At 68.5% G+C, this 15,934-nt stretch carries 8 protein-coding genes and 2 pseudogenes; all 10 read right to left on the reverse strand.

Going from position 1 to position 15,934, the window contains the following annotated elements; genetic code table 11:
• Positions 1 to 18 precede the first annotated feature (18 nt).
• Positions 19 to 899: pseudogene (locus V5B44_RS09915) on the reverse strand (DUF2863 family protein).
• The gene (locus V5B44_RS09920; RefSeq protein WP_332358888.1) at positions 890 to 982 is read right to left on the reverse strand and encodes a hypothetical protein; all 93 of its coding nucleotides are present in this window, start codon (positions 980 to 982) and stop codon (positions 890 to 892) included. The pseudogene V5B44_RS09915 and the gene V5B44_RS09920 overlap by 10 nt, the downstream one beginning before the upstream one ends.
• A gap of 53 nt (positions 983 to 1,035) precedes the next feature.
• A pseudogene (locus tag V5B44_RS09925) lies at positions 1,036 to 1,191 on the reverse strand (DUF2863 family protein); the annotation flags it as partial.
• 175 nt (positions 1,192 to 1,366) lie between these two features.
• Positions 1,367 to 1,768 (reverse strand): hypothetical protein, encoded by a 402-nt coding sequence (locus tag V5B44_RS09930; RefSeq protein WP_332358889.1) that lies wholly within the window; start codon positions 1,766 to 1,768, stop codon positions 1,367 to 1,369.
• Complete coding sequence (locus V5B44_RS09935) at positions 1,758 to 5,825, reverse strand: eCIS core domain-containing protein (RefSeq protein WP_332358890.1); 4,068 nt, start codon at positions 5,823 to 5,825, stop codon at positions 1,758 to 1,760. Before V5B44_RS09935 ends, V5B44_RS09930 begins: the two co-directional genes overlap by 11 nt.
• 9 nt (positions 5,826 to 5,834) lie before the next feature.
• On the reverse strand, positions 5,835 to 6,767 hold the full coding sequence (locus tag V5B44_RS09940) for a hypothetical protein (RefSeq protein ID WP_332358891.1): 933 nt from the start codon (positions 6,765 to 6,767) through the stop codon (positions 5,835 to 5,837).
• A 92-nt stretch (positions 6,768 to 6,859) separates the two neighbouring features.
• Positions 6,860 to 8,086: an eCIS core domain-containing protein gene (locus V5B44_RS09945; protein WP_332358892.1), complete on the reverse strand. Its 1,227-nt coding sequence runs from the start codon at positions 8,084 to 8,086 to the stop codon at positions 6,860 to 6,862.
• Positions 8,087 to 8,152: 66 nt separating this feature from the next.
• Complete coding sequence (locus V5B44_RS09950) at positions 8,153 to 11,335, reverse strand: DUF6519 domain-containing protein (RefSeq protein ID WP_332358893.1); 3,183 nt, start codon at positions 11,333 to 11,335, stop codon at positions 8,153 to 8,155.
• A 10-nt stretch (positions 11,336 to 11,345) separates the two neighbouring features.
• On the reverse strand, positions 11,346 to 13,007 hold the full coding sequence (locus V5B44_RS09955) for a phage tail protein (protein ID WP_332358894.1): 1,662 nt from the start codon (positions 13,005 to 13,007) through the stop codon (positions 11,346 to 11,348).
• Positions 13,004 to 15,934 carry a baseplate J/gp47 family protein gene (locus V5B44_RS09960; RefSeq protein WP_332358895.1) on the reverse strand — a complete coding sequence of 977 codons (2,931 nt, stop codon included), beginning with the start codon at positions 15,932 to 15,934 and terminating at the stop codon, positions 13,004 to 13,006. The genes V5B44_RS09955 and V5B44_RS09960 overlap by 4 nt, the downstream gene beginning before the upstream one ends.

Genomic DNA, 15,934 nt, shown 5'->3' on the forward strand with positions numbered 1-15,934 from the left:
TCGATGGTGGGCGGCGCTTCAGTGCAGCGTTTGCGATGGCGCGTTGTTCTGCTCCGGCATCTCGGCGTGCACCGTATCGCCTTCGCTATTCGGATAAAGCGGCGCGCCGCAGTCGTCACAGAACTCGTAGGGGAACTGCTGGTCGAGGACGAGCACTTCCTTGATGCCGGCTTTGCGCAGGGCCGTTTCGATCTCGCCGGCGATATCGGTGGTCTCATCCTCGATGCCAAGCAAGGGCCAGACGACACCATGAAAGATCAGTCGCTGTCGCGTCGGGCCGAAACCGATCCGGTATTCCTCGAGCCGCTGGTCGTGGAAGGCGCCGATCACGGCGCGCAGGCTTTCCGGTGCAGTCCGAGGGCGCTCTGCAGGAATGCCACCGAGGCATTCAGCGAGTACGGGCGCGACGCGCTGTCGGCCGCCCGGCAGGCGGCGTGGTAGGCGTCAGCCAGCAGGGGTTGATAGGCACAGCCGGTGAGCAATGCCTCGAAGCAGGGCCCGCCCTGCCTCAGCCACTCCTTGAGCACCGTCTCACGGGTGCTCTTGTCGGCCTCGTTCCAGTGGAAGATGGGCTGCACGCGGCACGGCGAGGCACCGACGAGGTAGCGCGTATCGGACAGGAAACGATTGGTCTCGGGCATGGCCGAAGCGTCGATGCTGAGATCGGTTCCGGCCAGCGCGGCTGTTCCCAGTTGCCGCATCAGTTGCCAGGTATCGACAAAGCTGTGTGGCAGTTGATCCGGGCTGTACAGGTAGTCGGCAAGCGACAGGCGCACGCCGGCAGCGAATACGTGCGCGCCGAGATGGACTTTGAGCGTCTGCAGGGTGCTTTTCGGGATCGCCGACACCGGGATCGAAAAGCGGGACCAGGCCAGGACCGGCGTTGCAATCAGCAGAATGTCGAAGGTCCTGCCCGCTGATGCGTGATCACGGTGGACTCGGCGTTCGCCTCGATGATGTCGGCGAGATCGTCATGCGCCATCGGATGCGCGTCGAACAGGCGGTCCAGCGCGCTGTGAAGTCATCCTCGGTGCCATCCTGGAACAGCCGATTGACGAGTTCAACCAGACGACCCTGCCAGAACTGGTCCTCCAGCTTGCTGCCGGATTCGGCGAGCCCGATGGCCAGACGGCTCAGCTCGGTGGCGTCGGCCGAGATGCGTTTGCGGGAAGAGAAGCGGTTGCGTTTCATGGTCGGGAGCCTGCGGGACGGTCAATCCGGCATTGTACCAAGCTGGCAGCCCTGGCGTTGGCGCGCCTGCATCTTCTTCTCGATGGCAGGGCCTTCGCTGGACGCTGCCACGCCCCGATGACACGGCGGGCAACGGGCGCGGGCCGTGATCATTGCCGGTGGCTGCAGCTGGCCCTCAAGCGCTGGGTCCGGCGTCCTCGACCGCCGCGTGCAGCGTCCCGATGGCTGCGTGCTGGCGCCGCAGCAGCGCGCGCTGTGCGCCATGCAGACCAATCAGCAGGACCGGGAAGGCAGCCAGGGTCGATCCCTCGGGGAAGCTCCCCCAGGCCCACGCGACGACGCCACTCATCAGCAGCATCGTGTTGCCGAAAGCCGCACCGCGGCCGCGACCGTAGGCCGCGAAGTGGAACAGCGCGAGCCAGAGCAGGGCAGCGACGCGCCAGGCGAGATCGTCAGCAGACGACCAGTGCATGGCGGCTGCCGCCGCCGGCCAGGTGAGCAGCGCGAAAGCGAAGGGTTCGCTCAGTGGTCTGGCGAGTTGCGCGGGGATATCCGGTGCGCGGTTCTCAGAGCTCACTGCGATGCTCCTCGATGATTCCCGGGCGCGGGGTCACGCCGTACTGGTCTATATCCTGCTCAGCGCTTGGGATGTTCTCGACGTCGTCGCCCGAGCCAATCCGTTCGCCGCGGCCACCATCCGGATTGAGGGCATAGGCATTCAGGCTGACGGTGCGCGGCACCGTGGCTTCTTCCTGCACGACTTCCCTGACCGCCAGCCACCGGCTCCTTTCGCTGGCAGTCGTCGCGGCACGCGCATTGGCCAGGGCTTCCTGGGCGTCGCCGGCACGTGTCGGCATGGTGTAGCTGGCGGTGACGATGAAGTTGACGACCTTGCGGTCGGCCGGGCGGGTGGCGTCCACCGAGTCCTTGACCAGCTTCTCGAAGCCATGCAGCATCGAGTCGCCGCGCCGGTTGTTGGCCCCCTGCGACAGCGGTGTCAGGTTGCGCCAGGTGTCGCCGGGGCCCCCGAGGTTGTGGTTGAGCAGGTGCCCAAGGACATAGTAGCTGCCACTGGCGCCGATGCGCGAGCGGCGCTGGTTGAGGCGGGTGTAGGCCGGGGTGTGCAGCGAACGGCTCGGCGCGCTGCCGCGGAAATTTCGGTTGCTGGTCAGGCGCAGGACGGTGGCGCTGCTGCCGTAGCCGGCGCTGTTGGCGTTGCCGTACACCGGCGGCGTTGCCGGCGGGTTGGCGCCGCCGGTGGGCATGAAGCTGGCCGTTGCTTCGGCCAGTTCGCCCATCAGCCCGTCGATGATCGTGGCGTGATCGGCGGCCGCTGGCGCGCCGGGAGCGGCGGCTGCCGTGGTCGGCGCCCCGACCGGTGAACGGGCGGCGGCATCGATGGCGTCGTCGAGTCGCTGCGCGATGTCGGCGGCGCGTTCCTTGTCGGCGCGCTTGTTGGCTGGCACCGTCGTGTTGCGGATGAAGGTCGCGTACGGGGTCGGGTCGCTGGCGACCATGATCTGCGCCGAGCGGCCGCTGCCCTGGATGTAGACGCTGTGCTCCTCGCCGTCGTCGGCACGGAAGCCGTGCCGTGCGCGCCACCATTCGCGCAGCCGGCTGACACCCCGGCGCACGGTGGCGGCACCGCGGCGCACGAGGTCGAGGACGGCGCGGCCGAGACGCAGGGCGCGGTCGATCAGCCAGTCGATCGCAAGGTCAACGCGTTCGCGCAGCCCGCCCAGGATCTCGCGTAGCCGCGCCGACAGTCGGCCGAGTCCGGCCTGGTTGGCGAGGAAGCCGATGGCAACGGGCAGCGCTCCGGCCATGGCGTCTTCAAGGAAGGCGGCGCCCTCGTCGATCGCGCCGTGAGCGATGCCGATGACGCCGTCGAGCACGCGCGAGACGATCTCCAGCAGTTCGCGCAGGTACTCCATGAACGACTCGATGGCGCGATAGATGGCGATCAGAGTGTTGATCACCGGCATTATGCCGGTGACGTCGAGCAGTGAAAGCAGCCAGCGCGAAGCCCAGCCGATCACCCGTTCGGTGATGAAGCCGACGACGCCTTCGACGACACTGTCCCAGAGGGTGGACAGGCGTTCGCTGAGCTCGCGCCAGAGACCGGCCGGACCTTCGTTGACCAGCGTCGCAACGAAGCCCCAGACGCCGGTGGCGATGTCGAGCATGCTGCGCAGGCGGGCGACGACTTCCGGGCCGAGACGCGTGGACAGCCGCTCGAAGATGTGGTCCACCGTCACGCCGAGCACTTCGAGGACGAAGCCGAGGACCGAACGCAGCGAAAAGTCCGCCGGCGGGGTGATGCCGGCTTCGCGCACCGCGCCGAACAGCCAGCCGGTGAAGCCGGTCAGCAGGTGGGTGCCGATGCGGCTGAAGAAGCCCATCATGCCGGCGCCCATGGCGCGCAGCAGGTTGATCAGGAAGCCGATCGGATTGGTCAGGATGTCGCCGATCGCTGCCGCCGCCTTGGCCAGCACCTGAACGACGAGTTCCGGTGGCAAACCGAGGATGCGCAGGATCGACTGGAAGAAGAGCCAGGCGGCGCCAGCGATGTCGCCGTCGACGAAAATCCGCCGCAGGATCGCCAGCGCCGTCTGCTGCACACGCGGCCAGAGTTCGGGATCGCTGAAGAACTGTCCAAAGACGGGGATGCGGGCAAGGATCTGGTTGCGGATGAAGTTCTCGATTGGCTCGCGGATGCACGCCGGTACCCGCTGCCAGATCGAATTGAGGATCAGCAGGGGAAGTTGCAGCAGGTCGCCGGCGATGGTGATGACCTTGCGCACGGTTTCCAGGACCAGCTGGATGAACGGCGTTAGCGCGTCGAATCCCTGCACCAGCCAGTTGAAGAGCCCGCTGACATGCTCGCGCGCCCAGCCCGCCAGCGACCCGACGAGTTCGGAAAGCCAGCCGAAGGCTGCGCCCAGCCAGGAGAGCAGGGTGTTTGCCTCGAGGCGGCCGATCAGTCCGCTGATCGCGCCGGCGATGTCGCCGATGCGGCTGGAGATCCACTCACCGGCACCGACGATGATCCGCCGCACGGTCGCGATGATGTTTTCCACCGAAGGCAGTACTGACGCCAGGGTGTCGCGGTTCTGCGGCACGCCGTCGCCGCCTTCCATGCCACCGCCGGCGGCGTCGAGATCGGCTGAGAGCTGCTGCGCGTGTTCGCCCATTTCGCGGACGAACGCCGGGGGGATCAGTTCGGCGACCTGGCCGGCAAACTCGGCCACTGGCTGCCACACCGGGCGCGTCTGTTCCTTGACCCAGTCCCAGGCCTCGCCCGCCTTGCGGCTGATCCAGCCGAGCACGCCGCCCTGGCTGGCACCGCTGTCGTCGCCCTCGGAGGAGCCGAAGAGCAGATCCTTGAACCAGTTCCACACCCGCTCGGCGGCCTCGCGTACCGGCCTGATCCACTCCCAGAACCGTCGGCCGAGCTCCTGGATCCCTTCCCAGACGGCGCCACCGAAATCCTGCAGCCAGCGCACGGCGGGGGCTCCGAAATTGTCCCATAGCTCGCTGAAGAAGGTGCCGATTGGCTGCAGGAATTCTGTGAGCCGGTCCCAGGCGACGCCGACAGTGTCTACGACGAAGGTCTTCAACGAATCGATCGCCGCCATCAGCGGCGCACAATCGCCCGACGCCAACGCCGAGACGATCGCTGCCGCACGTTCAACCATGCCGGCGAAGAGGTCGATCAGTTGCCGCGGACCGTCGAATGGTACCAGCGCGCGCAGGGTGCCGATGTAGGCGTCCCAGGCGCGCGCCACCTGGCGGCCCAGCCAGGCCAGGATGCCTTCGTCGAGGATCGCGCGCAGCGTCCGCTCGAGCTCCGGCGAGATCGAGCGCACCAGCCGCCAGCCGAGCTCCTGCACCTTGTCCCACGCCCAGTCGGCGATGTCACCGAGGGTGTCGGCCACCGAATCGTAGATATCGCCCCAGAAGCCGCGCCGCACGGGCGCCTGTTCGATGGCGCCGGCCTGCTGCCGGTATTGCGCGACGTGCGCCAGCTCGTGTGCCAGCAGGTGGCGGCCGGCTGGCTCGGCCGGCGCAAAGCGCCCGTGATTGAAGGCGATGTGTTCGCCGAGCGCAAAGGCGTCCGCGCCGACGGCTTCGTTGAGCTGCGCCGCCTCACCGTCCGTGTGGATGCGCACGCTCGCCAGGTTCATGCCGAGGCGTGCTTCCATGTCCCGGCGCGTCGCCTCCGGCAGCGGCTGGCCGCCTGCCTGCAGCGCCAGCAGACGCTCCTCGATCGTTTCCGGCAGCAGCGCGTCTTCGTTCGCCGCCTCGGTCGGGCCGCTGCCACCGGCGGTCAGCGCCCGGCGGACGGCGGCGGCACTCGCCGCTGGCGGTGCCGGCGGGGTACTGCCCGCCGCCGGCGCCTTGCTGACGTGCTCGGCGATGCGGTCGGCCTGCTGTTCCGTCTCATCGTTAGCCCGGCCGAGCCTGAGTTGCGGCCGCAGCGCCTGCGCCACCGGGCTGCCGCTGGCGGTCTGTCCCTGTCGGGCCGGGCCGGGCGTGACGGTGCGACGCGGCTCGCTGCTTCGGCGCTGGCGCGCATGGTGCGCGCCGGGTGCCTGGCGGGGCGGCTTCTGGATCAGCGTCGCGGTCTGCATGACGGTAGTTCAGGCGCAGGCGAGCACGCGGCGCAGTTCGCCCAGCACCGGCGCCGAGGCCTTTAGCGCTTCGATCGCCGTCCATTGGGCGTCGGTGTAGGAGCCGCTGCTGTTGGCCAGGAAGCCCTGGTCGCACTGGTAGGTGACGCCCGGCGCGTTGAGCCCGCCTTCCTTGTGTACCAATGCCTCGCGGGCCATGTCGAAGCGCACGTCGGCCGCGCTGAGCTCGCTCATCGGTGTATTGAGGATCGCCAGTGCCGCCTTGCGCGCTTCGGCGCGGACCGAGCCTGGGCCGGCTGCGGCGCCTTCTTCGCTGTCCCCGTGTTCGAGGATTATGTCAGTCAGCAGATCGGCGATGCCCGCCACGTAGCTATCCTTCACCGCTGCGGTTTCGTTGGCCTCAACCCCCTTGAAGATCTTCATCGCGCCGAGCAGGGTGAGCTTGCCGCCGTTGCTCTGGTTGAGCACGACGAGTTGTGGCCAGATCGCTGCCAGTCCCTCGGCGACGCTGGGGAAGACCGCGTAGCGCAGCGTGTCCCGGTCCTGCTGGGTCACGCCGCCCTTGGCGTAGGCGCCTTGCCGGAAGGCTTCCTTGGGGCCGGGGCCGGTCTCCTGCTCGGGCTTCTGGGAAACCGTGATGTTGCCCGGGTTGCGGGTGATCCACGGGATGGTGCCGATGCGTCGCTCGCGGTTGCCGCTGGCGACGTTGCGGGCGAGCAGGATGGTTTTCTGGTCGAGGTAAGCGACATAGTGCCAGTCACCGAAGCCGCTGCTGCGCAGGACGCCGGTGGCCAGCGCCGAGGCCGCTGGTCCTTGCTTCGCCGGTGGCTTGTCCTGTCGCCGGATGACCTCGCGCACGCCGCCGCCGTCGGTGCGCGGGTGTGGCAAAGAGGCCGCAGGTTGCCAGGTGGGCGCCGCTTGCCGCCGTCGGGTAATCTTCACCGGGCGCTCCCGGCACTCCGTGCATGGCCGTGACCTGCCCGGTATTGCCTGCTGCGCACGGCGATCGCTTGCATGGCGGTAGACGCTCTCGCTCAGGGTTTCGCCTTGACCTCGCTGGTGTGTTTCTTCGGGTCGGCATCGCAGCAACTCCAGCTGGAACTTGCCATGCGGGTTGCCGGACCTTCGACCGGCTTGTCGCCCCACCACGAGGGTTCGCTGGCGGTCGAGGGCAGGTCGCCGGCCCGCTTGACCTTGCCCGGGCCCCAGCCGTTGCTGGTCGCCGGGGCAACGCCGAAATCGCCCAGATCGCCGGTCTTGGAAATCGGGAAAAACTTCACCTCTCCCGGCGTGACCTGACTGCCGCTACCGTTGGGGTGGGCTGGGTAGCTGCTGCCGTCGGTCCACGAATCGCGGGTCGTGGTCCAGTCGACCTTGTCGCCCTTCTTGATCTTCCAGGCCTCCCAATACACTTCCACCGCCGGCGATGCGCCGCCGAGGATGCTGCAGCCCATGGTGACTTCGGTCGGCACCACCTTCTGCACGATGTAACCGTCGGTGGCAGCCGCCGTATCGAGGCTGAATACCCACTGGACATTGCGTTCGCCGCAAGTGCCCTTGGTGAACTTGTACTGCGAGATCGACATCCGTCGCACCTGCGTTGCCGAGGCACTGTCCTGCTGCAGGACGTGCGTCAGCTCGTGCGCCAGCAGGTGGCGGCCAGAGGCGGTACCCGGCCGGTACTCGCCGCCGCCGAAGAAGACATCCCGGCCAACGGTGAAGGCGCGTGCCGAAAGGCTGGCAGAGAGACCGGCGGCACTGTCGTCGGCATGGACCTTGACGTGGTCGAGCGAGGCACCGAAACGCGGTTCGAAGAAGGCACGCTCGCTGGCCGGAAGTGGCTGACCACGGCCGCGTTGCGCCTGGATACCGGCGGCGGTGTCGCTGGCGACCGGGCCGGCCACGGCTGCATTGGCCGCCGCCTTGGTCTGCACTTCCTCCTCTTCGCTTTCTTCTTCGGCTGTCTTGCGCTGGACGGACTCCTCCTCCTCGCATTCGGCGCACATGCGCTGGATGCCTTCGCCGACCGGATGCAACGGGCCGACCCCCTCGGGCATGCGCAGGACGCGTTCGGCGACGGCATCCGCTTCGCGCTCGTGCGCATCAGCCGGGGCGCCGAGGGTCAGTTTGGTCTGCAGCGGGCTGCCCAGGGCACTGGCAACCTGTTCGGCGCCGGCGCGGGCATGCTGCGGATGGGGCGCGGCGCTGCCGCTGCGGGAAGCACCGGCGCGGCTGCGCAAACGGATCAGGTGGGTATGCATGTTCTACCTCCTCTCCTGTGATCGGACGGGCGGACCGCGGCCCTGCTGCCGGCGCCGGTTCCTGCCCTACACGCGGTTGATGCTCACCAGGTTGGCGGAACTTGCCATCGTCGGGCCGACGACGGTGATCACTGCGGCCTCGTTGCCGGCAGCGGCCACGTTGCCGGTGATCGCCGTGCGATTGGCAAGCAGCCGGGCGATCGAGCGGCTGCCCGTGCCGCCATCGATGAAGCGGTTGCCCTGCACGGTAAGCACGGCCGCGACGACCGAATGTCCGAACTCGAAGAACTGGTTGCTCGAGAGCGACAGCGAGGCGTAGCCGGGGACAGTCTGCAGCAGGGTATTGTTGCCGACCGAGCCGTTGGGCAGGCGCGCCCACAATCGCTGGATACGGTTGCCGGTGAGGCTCAGGTGGCCAACCGCGCCATTGCTGACACTGTTGGCGACGGCGCCGGTGCGCGCGGCGATGGTCACGTCCTGTGGGTCGAGGCCACTGTCGAGGCCGTTCATCAGCAACAGTTCGCCGTCGAAATGGTTGTCGGTGAGGCTTCCCGAGAGCTGGTTGCTGGCTACGCCGAGCGCGACTCCGTAGCCGAACTCGAAGAGGATGGCGACCAGTTCTTCCATCTCGTCGCGCACGGCGCTGGTCGCGCCGCCAGCCGCGTTGATGCGGTCGATCGAATTGACGAAACTGGCCTGCGTTTCAAAGCGGTCGCGCTGGCCAAAGCTGGCGTTGGCGAGGAGTGGCTGACTTTCCATCAGCAGCGCATTGTTGATCAGCGCCGCGCGGCCCGTCGGCTCGATGCCGCCGCCGGCCCGTGCTGCACCGCGTGGGGCATTGTTGACCCGGTCTCGCCAGGCCAGCCGTTCGCCACCGCTCATGCCGTTGATGGCGTCGGCGAGTTGTCCGGCAGCTTGCTCGTAGAGCGCCACATCCTCGTAGATCGTCGGGTTGTTGCGGATGTTGTTGGCGGCGGCCACCACCGCGGCGTTGCCGACCAGATTCGGATTGAAGAGGTCGAGGCCGCCGCCCGGCTGGACTGGCCGCGACCAGGTGTCGCTCATCACATTGTCGCGCCAGATCAGTTCGGCGCCGTTGGCCAGGGCCTCGAGACGGATCATCGGTGGCAGCGCGTTGCTGCTGCTGTTGCGGCTGAAGGTGCAGCGGTTGGCAACCAGGCGATTGGCCCGCAAGACAACGCGCGACGCGCTGACGCAGACCATTCCGATCCCTTCGAGGCCCAGTTCCTGGGCCTCCAGGCGGAGCACTCCGGTGACCACGCGTATCGTACTGGCGCCGGCCGCCGCCGCGCTGATGCGCAGGCTGCGCTTGCCGGCCACGTCCAGCGCGGCTTCGATCCGGTGCTCGCCGGGCAGCAGGCACAGCCAGAGATCGCTGGCATTGCCGGTGGAGAAGTCGCGCAGCAGGGTTTCGAGCTGGCCGACCGGAACGGTCACCGCGCAGCTGGTAAGGCGCGTCCGACAGAGGAAATCGAGGCCCCCCTGCAGCGTCGTTTCGCCGGAGTTGATCAGATCGGGGCAGGTCAGTGTCGCCGGGTTGAGTGGCAGCCGGTCGCCGCTGAGGTTGCACAGCAGGTTCTGCAGCACGGCGCCGACCTGGTTCGGGCCCGGCGCCAGGCCAAGCAGGCTGCGTACGGTCGGCGCCGCGGCCGTGCCGCAGGCCGGCACGGTGTAGGGCAGTGCGGCGGCATTGGCGGTGAGTAGCAGTGCCTGCAGCATGTCCTGGACCGATGGGGTCCGCGGCTGGCCGTCGAGGTCCGGCCAGCCGGCGCCGAGCTGGGCCGCCAGCAGGCTGGCGACGGTGTTGGGCGGCAGCGGTGCCGGCAGCGTGACACCGACGTTGGCGGCGCCGATCTGGCAGATGCGCGCGAGGGCTTCCTGAACGTTCGGCGCCCCGGCGTAGAGGCCGCTGCAGCCAGCCGGTTCGCTGAAGGCAACGTCGGCAGCGGTGAGGTTGGCGAGCGGCGGGAAGTTCATCCGCCGGCTGTGGGCATCGGCGCTGACGCCTGGCGGTGCGACCAGCGCGCCGGCGACCCGCTGGCCCAGTTCGAGGTAGTGGTGACGCGGCCCGCGCGGCGGTTGCGCGGCGAGCACCAGGTCGCCACTCGCCTGGACGGCTTCGCGCACGGTCGCCAGCCAGTAGTCGCCGGCGACAAAGTTGCGTCCGCTGTAGGCGAGATCGAGTTCGAGCAGTTCAAGGTTGGCCGAGAAGCTGCCGCCGGCGATGTTCACCCGACCGTGCGCCTCGGTGGCAATCCCGCCCGACAGGGTGGTGCCGCGGTCGCTGCCGGCGACGAGGGCGTTGCTGCTGATATTGATGGTGGCAAAGCCGTCCCACTGGCGGACGAAATCGCGCGGATCGCCGGCCGCGGCAGGCAGCGTGAAGCTTTCGCTGAGAATTCCGCGACGCGGCTGGAAGCCGCTGGTCAGGTGATTGCCGAGCTGCTTTTCGCTTGCCGCATCGAAGTACTCCCAGACCCACGAGCCCTGCCCGAAGCCGGCCGGTGTGGCACCGACGGCGTAGGCCTCGGCGCCGTTGTCACGCGACCATTTGAGGGTGACCAGGGTATCGCCGCCGGAGCGGGCGACCGCATGCACCTCAACCCGGAAGAGGTAATTGCCGATCCGCTCATCGACTTCGACTTCGGCGGCACAGGGGTCGCAGGGGTCGCCGGCAGCGGCGATCGAACGTAGCCGCAGGCTCAGCGGTGCGCTGCCGAGCACCGGGTTGACGGTTGCGTCGGCCGGGTTGACCGCCGGGTCGCACCACTTGATCTGCAGCATGGTCTGGCTGCGCGTCGCGGTGTCGGCGCCGTGCAGACCGGGGTCCATCAGCTCGGCGTCTTCGAGCGCGCTCACCGAACGTTCCCAGACGTCGGCATAGAAGCGCAGGTTGCCGGCTGCCGGCAGCGGCGGGGAATGCGGATAATCGGGTTGGGCGGTCAGCGCGACGCCGCTGTCGGGACCATCAAGCGTCGCCGGTACTCCCTCGACGTACAGGCGGCCTGGTCGCACGAGCAGGTTGGGGCCGGAGAAGAACAGTTCGAGGCCGCCGACCTTCGGAGCGCCGGAGGATACGGCGTCGGCGAGAGCGGCTTCGAGGCGGGCACGCACGATGTCTGACAGCTCGTTCCAGTCGGCATCGACGATCATCCGGCCCTGTTGCAGCTGCACTCCGGAATAGCGCCGGTTGGGCTGGAAGGTGTCACGGGAGATCTGGGTTTTCATGGGCTATGTCCTATCTCGGTTGCGGCGGAGCGCAGACCAGGCTCGCATCAGGGGCGAGCACCGCTTCGATGCCCACCGGCAGAAAATCCTTCAGCTTGTCGATCACCGCGCGTTCGCGCAGGGTGTAGGCAAGCACGTGGCAAGCGCCCATCTCGCCGCCGTCCTCGGCGCCGAAACGCAGGCGATCGTCGGCCGAGGGGTGCAGTACGGCGCAGCCGGGTTCGCCGAAATCCGTGTTCCAGAAGATCGGCGTCAGCGTCGTGCAACTGGCGGCGTGCAGGCGCAGCATCGAGCGCCGACCCTGCGCCTGCCAGCGCGGATCATTGGCCAGCGAGGGGTCGTCCGGATCGGGCGGCAGTGGCATGTAGGGCAGGCGCGAGAAGCGGATGCAGCCGCCGACCGGCACATCATTGTCGAGCAGGTCCTTGTGCGGTGCCGGCATCAGGATCGAGTCGCTGAGCTGCAGCCGCTCGCAGACCAGGCGTTCGAGGATCGTCAGGTACTCGCCGCTGACCAGGCTGCGTGGCGCCAGCAGTCGCTTGAACAGGCTGGCGTGTGCCGCCAGCACCGGGCGCGCCGCATCAACGGTGTTCATCTGCAGCTCGCGGAAGGCGCAACCGGTCGCTGCGACCCGACCATCGCTGACCTCCAGGCGGTTGTCAAACCAGAGGTTGGCGAAGCTCCAGTCGAGCACCTCGTCAAGTTCGACGACGCCCCGGATGCGTACCGGCGTCTCGCCGAGCCCGCTGAGTGTGCGGCTGCCCGGGGCGCTGACCAGGCGCAGCGGCAGATCCGCCGGCAGGGCGTCGCCGGCGATGACGGCGTCGCGGATCGCTGTCCACTGCACGCTAACCGGTTGCGGCGCGAAGAAGCCCGCGAAGGGAGGTGCGTGCAGGATGACCCGGCGCGGATGGGCGTGCCCGCGCGCCGCGCCGGCCGTGCGCAGGTCGGCGGTGCGCGCCGCCACGTCCTGGAAGCTGAGCGCAAAGCAGGGCACGCCGTGCGGCCATTTCTGCCGCCAGGCGACCGCCGTGCCGGCGAAGGTGGTGGTCTGGCTGGCCGGGCTGTCGGCATCGGCGCGGATCGCCCGCGAGGCACGACGAAAATCGACGCTGCCACCCGGCAGACCCGGATGCTCGACTCGTTGCAGGCGGAAACGACGGTCGAAGCGGCCGTCAGGCTCGCCGAACACACTCTCCGGCAGCAGCGTGAAACCGGCGCGCGGGGTGGTCGCCAGCCGGCGGAAGCCTTCGCTGACTTCCACCTCGATGCCGGCGATGCTGTCGGCGATCTCCTCCACCGACTGCGGCGTTCCCTTGCGTTGGCGCCAGGCGATGGCGCGCGCGATTTCTTCACGGCGACCACTTTCGAGCGGCGCGATCAGTTGCACATCGAGCAATTGCGCCAGGTAGGGCAGAACCCATGGCTGGCAGCCGCGCGCCAGTCCTTCGGCGTCGCGATCCCCTTCCTGGTCGGGAAAGATGTCGTAGTAACGCTGCAGCTGGGTGCGGTAGAGAGCGTCTAGGAGGTCACCCCAGGTGGCGCAGAGGCGCGCCAGATCGCCCGGCAAGCGGCTACCGTCGGGCAGCTCGCTGCTGTTGTCGCGCTCGCGGAAGACCTCCGGCAGCTGCCGGTAGAGCAGGGTGGCGAAATCCATCGGCCGGGTGCTCATAAGCTGAAGTCCTCCACGCGAACCTCTATATCGGCGCTGTTCGCCAGGTGCACGCATTGTCGCGCCTGCGGGTGTACCGACAGGACGCGGCCGCTGCCATCGCGCGCCACGCGCCGGGCAGCGGTCGCCGCGCCGGCATCGATGAGAATCTCGACATCGCTGTTCTCGACGCCGATCACGGCATCGACCACACCATAGATTTCGCCGCGATACAGCACCTGGCCGAGTTGCCGGCGTTCGAGCGCGAAGGCGGTGGCCAGCGCAGCGCTCACCGCCACCCGCACGGCATCGGCTTCGAAGGCTTCGGGTCGCACGCGCACGGTCGCCTTGAGGCGCACCGCGAGTGGCTGATAGGGGCTGACCAGGGTCTGCACCCCAGGCAGTGAATGCGCCAGCAGGAAGGCTTCGAGACTGGCCTTGAGCGCCGGCGTGAAGCTGCCGCCGCCGGCCGGGACGACCACCACTTCGACCTTCTCGCGCTGACCGCGGCCGGTCGCCAGGCGGAAGGCGCTGGCCTGCGCAACACCGGCGTTGGCGCGCACCAGCGCGGCGTAGTCGGAGAGCGAGACGGCACGCTCCAGTGCCAGCAAGGCTGCGGCGGCATTCTCGCGTAGCGCCGCGACCGACTCGCGCTCGCCGCCGCCGGAAGCCGCCATCGGCTGCCGGCAGCCGCTGAGCAGCGGGTGCGGATGCACCGGCCGGAGCAGGCTGCCTGCGGGAAGGTTGCCGGCGGCGCCAACACCCTGACGGTAGGTGATCAGCACGTTGTTGCCGCCGGTCGGCAGGCGACGACCATTGCGACCGTCGCCGAACTCGATCCACAGCGTGCCGTCCTCACTCTGGCGGACCTGGTAGTGGGCATTGGCAGGGCTGGAATCGCGCAGGTTGGCGGTTTGCGTCCACAGCTCGCCGGCAACCCTGACCGCCAGGTCGGCGCGTACGCCGGCCGGCATTGCCGGGTCGGGGACGAAGCTGATATCGGCGACATCGAGCAGGAAGCGCTGATGATTGGCGGCACCGCTGCCGCTGCCGAGCGCCTTGGCCGGCCTGGTTTCGCCATGTGCGGCGAGGACGACGTTGGCCAAGAGACGCAGGTTGCCGAAGCTGCTGCCCTTGGGCGGTGGGGCGGCGAGGTGCAGCCAGGGCGACTCGCCGGCGGGGGAAATTTCGCTGACGCGGGTCGATACCACCGTCCGGCCATTGTCGGCGAGTACCTGGCGACCCGGCCGCAAGGCCGGCGGCAGGCTGCCGAGCGGGATGCGGGCGTCGGTCAGCGGCGCCTCGTTGACGCGACCGTCGAGCAACTCGCGGGTCTCGCTGAAATGGCCGAAGGCGCGGCTGCTTTCGAGGTAGAACGGTCCGTCGCCGCGATCCTGCCAGCCACCGACAGTTTCCAGTCGGGCTTGCGCGTTCTCGCTATCGACGCTGACGTGGCGTAGCCTCGCCCATGCCAGGCAACCGCCACGAGCGACCACTGCGAGGTCGCCGGGAGCGAGCTTCTTCGGCTGCTCGACGAGCAGTGGCTCGCTCAGGCGGCCGTCGTCGCTTTTCTGCAGGAAGGTGTCGGGCCGCCAGGGGCCAGGCGCGCGTGGCGCCACCAGCAGGGCCTGCGGATTGTCTAGGCCGAGCGACTGGCCGCTGGCGGTGCGGTCCTCGTCAGGCGACCAGGTCAGCGTGACCGCTGTATAGCCGGCCAGCACCTGTTCGCGCTGGCTGTCACCGGCCGGCGGGAAGTAATCGGCGTTGATGCATTCATAAACCGGCAGGTATTCGCGCTCCGGATTGCCCGCGTGGCGGATGTCGGCCAGCCAGCGGCCGTTCAGCCAGCTCCAGTCGCCGGCAACGTAGAGGCTGCGCACACGCCAGCCGGCGCGTGGCGGCGTGATGTTCGGTGGCGGGATCAGGCGGCGGTTGCCACCGAGGTGGGCAATCGGCACGGTGATCGGCGTCATCAGCGTGCTGTTGGCCAGGTCGACGACGCCAAGCGGCTCGTGGAATACCAGGTGTTCGCCCTGTACCGCCTTGATGCGACGGTACAGGGGCTTCGCTTCCGGTCGGCCGATGGCCACCAGATCGCCGGCCCGCAGACCTTCGAGGCTGCCGGCGATGCGCAGGCTGCGCCCAACCTCGGCGCCGGTGGTGCGCGGCCCGAGTGCCCGCAGCTTGTCGGTCGGCAGCAGGTGACAGCGCGTATAGCCGCGCAGGAAGCCGTCGTGGCGCGAAACCGGTGGCGAGAGATGGATCGTCGTGCTGCCCGCGGCGACCAGAGCGCCGACGATCAGATGCGCCTGCAGGCGACCGTCGCGCTCGTCCTCGAGGAGCAGCGGTTCGCCCGTCTTCAGCTTGTCGATTCGCCCGGCGAGGACCAGGGTGGCGCCACTCAGGCGCAGCGGGTTGCGGTCCCAGCCCAGCGGGCGCAGTTCATTGAGCGCCGCGTCACCGTCGAGGTCGGCCAGCGTTTCGAAGATCAGCGGCTTGCCGCCCGTTGGCGGCGAGTACTTGACCTGGAATCCTGCCGCCACCCTGCTCGACACCGTCGGCTTGTAGTCCAGCGCCAGTTCGGTGAACGCCGAGGCCGGTGGGTGCGGCGCGTAGTCGAGCATGGCGGTGAGCCGGCGCAGGCTTTCCCATTGCGTTGCCGTGCCGATCCAGCCTTCATTCGCGATGGCGTCGAGCGATTCCGCGAGGACATGGCTGGCGCGGGCGTAGCCGCGCGTGAGCTGCCACAGCAGGTCGTCCGGGTTGCGCTGATAGACCGCTTCCATCGCTTCCCTCGGCGCGGCGTCGGCCGCGGCGGTGGCCGGCCATTGCGGGAAGTCGGCCGCCAACCGGGCGCGCATGCGTTCGAGAAACACCGCCGCGTTGCCATCGACATAGCGCACACGGTCGAGTCCGGCACGGTTCCAGCGGGTCAGGTCGCGTGCCAT

The sequence above is a fragment of the Candidatus Accumulibacter necessarius genome, from assembly GCF_036625085.1.

Excerpts from the sequence above, each read along its gene's own strand:
- V5B44_RS09945 (WP_332358892.1), bottom strand. The coding sequence starts at position 8,086 with ATGCATACCCACCTGATCCGTTTGCGCAGCCGCGCCGGTGCTTCCCGC.
- V5B44_RS09955 (WP_332358894.1), bottom strand. The coding sequence starts at position 13,007 with ATGAGCACCCGGCCGATGGATTTCGCCACCCTGCTCTACCGGCAGCTG.
- V5B44_RS09935 (WP_332358890.1), bottom strand. The coding sequence starts at position 5,825 with ATGCAGACCGCGACGCTGATCCAGAAGCCGCCCCGCCAGGCACCCGGC.
- V5B44_RS09960 (WP_332358895.1), bottom strand. The coding sequence starts at position 15,934 with ATGGCACGCGACCTGACCCGCTGGAACCGTGCCGGACTCGACCGTGTG.
- V5B44_RS09920 (WP_332358888.1), bottom strand. The coding sequence starts at position 982 with ATGGCGCATGACGATCTCGCCGACATCATCGAGGCGAACGCCGAGTCC.
- V5B44_RS09950 (WP_332358893.1), bottom strand. The coding sequence starts at position 11,335 with ATGAAAACCCAGATCTCCCGTGACACCTTCCAGCCCAACCGGCGCTAT.